Origin of the sequence: Ventrimonas sp., assembly GCF_048380235.1 — a bacterium.
In the GTDB taxonomy this organism is placed as follows: domain Bacteria; phylum Bacillota; class Clostridia; order Lachnospirales; family Lachnospiraceae; genus Brotaphodocola.
In genome coordinates this window covers 1-2,350 of the sequence record NZ_DBFCCJ010000074.1, presented here as the reverse complement: position 1 = coordinate 2,350, position 2,350 = coordinate 1, and the positions used below count along the sequence as shown (strand labels likewise).

Annotated in this window: 3 protein-coding genes; all 3 read right to left on the bottom strand. The window is 50.3% G+C overall.

The window, feature by feature from the left end; all coding sequences use genetic code 11:
• Nucleotides 1-145: 145 nt before the first annotated feature.
• Nucleotides 146-523 carry a hypothetical protein gene (locus tag ACMP1L_RS11445; RefSeq protein ID WP_015565829.1) on the bottom strand — a complete coding sequence of 126 codons (378 nt, stop codon included), beginning with the start codon at nucleotides 521-523 and terminating at the stop codon, nucleotides 146-148.
• A gap of 9 nt (nucleotides 524-532) precedes the next feature.
• Entirely contained in the window at nucleotides 533-1,564 is a 1,032-nt protein-coding gene (locus ACMP1L_RS11440) for a hypothetical protein (RefSeq protein WP_015565828.1), read from the bottom strand.
• 9 nt (nucleotides 1,565-1,573) lie between these two features.
• Nucleotides 1,574-2,350 (bottom strand): DUF6892 domain-containing protein (locus tag ACMP1L_RS11435; RefSeq protein ID WP_418453084.1); only part of this gene is annotated, 777 nt, incomplete at its 5' end.

The window sequence follows — 2,350 nt, the reverse complement described above, 5'->3', positions numbered from 1 at the left end:
ATGAATAGATACACGAGGGCGACTGAATAATGTGATTTTGTAGTGATCCTCTCTGTCCATTCTCTCCGTATTGAACCAAATACGATGAATTTTAACCATAGTTATCCCCTCGCATGATTTCTGCCAACGACACTTCTGTTTCCGCCTAAAAAAGCAGTTCACCGAAAAACAGTCTGAGAACCACGGCAGATAATGATTCAAGCTGTGGCTTGCTGAGAGGAGTGTAGTGAAGGACGATTTCTCCATACAACTCCGTGTTGATGTGGTGTTCTTCCAGATACCGCAGAACTTTTCGGTTGTTCCGCACGATATTTAGACGAAACCTGGTATTATCAAGGGCATATTCAAAACAGTCCGGGTCAATCAACTGACCATTGGCTGGATCATTCATTTCCAAGCGGAGTGTTTCCGCGCCGGTCTTGCGGGAGAGTGTAAAGTAGCCATCCTCCAGTTCAAAGGACAGGCAGGACAGTCCTTCCTCATTGTCCAGCTCCCAAGTCATTCTTTTTGCAAATAATTCCATTGGTTTACCTCATAACTGTTCCAAGGTCATTTCACAAAGAACCAGCTTGTTTTTCTCATCGCTGAGAAATGCCCGGTTTCCCCATACATCCAGCACATGGAAGGAAGCGTATCCACGGGGCATGGCAAGGTCGATCAGCACCAAATCTGAAAGGCGCAGCACCTTTTGTTTACCCTTCCAGTCATCATTCTTAAAAATGGGAGACAGGATCAGGCAAGTCCTGTCACCGGAGAATTTTCCGCGCATCCCGTGTTTTCCGGGCAGGCGGCTTAAATTATCTTTGCCCCACAGTTTCTTTTTGAATAGTCCGTTTTCCTCCAGTTCCAGATACCAATAGTAGCCCATGAGAGAAAGACCTGCCGGATTGATGGTGCTGCTTTCCAAAAAGGCATAAAACTGTCCATTCTGTTCCAGTATAGAGCCAATCATAGGATAGTTGTAGTGAAAGTCTGCCTGGGCAAAATTTCCGCCAGCACGCTCTACTGCCGCCAAATGGGTCTGTCGGGTTCCTGCTTTGCTGTATACACAAGAGCCGCTTTCTGCCCAGTGTGCAGTCATGGTTTCAAGGTCTACCGTCAGGCTGGTAAAACTGTTGGTCGCATCAGCGGAGTTGTCCACTCGGCACACAATAGGGAAAACGCCCTGGCTTCCGGTGACTGCTACCGGCTTGGGAATACCCTGGGCACACCAGTTATCCATGGGGATCGGAATCCACTCTCCATCCATCTGCGGCATCCACCAAAGGGATTTACTGGCCGGGCAAACCAACAGTATTCCTCTGTCGCATGAGAGCAAGACAGGATCTTCCCAAACATCTTGCTGCTCTTTCGGCTCCGGGCTGGGAATCCACCTGGAAACTTCGCCTTTGACCCACAAAACGCCGCTGCACTTTTGCGCGAGATGATAGGTCCAAAACACAATTTCATCCTCGCTGCGGGCCACCATACCTTTGCATCCAGTCGGGCTGTATTTGAAGGAAGTTCCCGTCAGTTCAAATTCCTCGAACTCCCAGTCCTTTATCACTTTTAGTTTCGCTTTCATGCTTTCACCTCACAGCAAGTCTACCTTGATACTGCACCGTTCCAGAACCGGCAGCACCTGTTCCGGCTTGGAGGACATGAGAGTAATATGGTTGAGATTGGGGAACTGGCGCAGTTCCGCCTCCGTAATGGTATTAAGATCAAAGGCTCCATCCTCGCCATCCCAGAACGGACAGAGCTGGGTATAAATCTCGCTGCCGCCATCCATCTCAATTTCTGTGACCTCCGGGGCCAGCCGCTCTGGGACAGGGTATTTCTCCAGCCACTTCCGAATCTCTGGGATGGGTTCATACCCTTCCGCGTCAATGTCGATCTTGCGTCGGCTATACTCTCTGGCAAACTCATGTGCATCCAGTTTAGGAGCCAGTAAGCCTTTCTCGTACATCAGGACTTCCATAACCGCCAGCTTGAAGTTGAAGCTGGTAAAGGTGAGCACTGGTTCAGTCGGCTTGGATAACTTGTATTTCTGCGCTTTCGCCGCCTTATTCTCTGGCTCTTTCCAGCTGATCTGTACCATGGCGGAGAGGGCCTCCAGCTTTGCTTTCTGCGCTGATTGCTCCTCTGGAACAGGACCCGGCAAGCGGGTATAAACGGTAAAGCCGCCTAATTTGAGGGTATGGGCAAATCCGGCGAAATCCTTCCAGCTGGCCTCTCGGTAGTCCTTGGACCCGATCCAAACCGCTCCGTCAAATGTCTGCCGGACCGCATACTCTCCCTGTGCCGCTACCCGGACACCAATGGTTTTGATGGTCTGCTCATCTTCGTCCAACCAGCCCTGTAGTCCAAG

Excerpts from the sequence above, each read along its gene's own strand:
- ACMP1L_RS11445 (WP_015565829.1), bottom strand. The coding sequence starts at position 523 with ATGGAATTATTTGCAAAAAGAATGACTTGGGAGCTGGACAATGAGGAA.
- ACMP1L_RS11440 (WP_015565828.1), bottom strand. The coding sequence starts at position 1,564 with ATGAAAGCGAAACTAAAAGTGATAAAGGACTGGGAGTTCGAGGAATTT.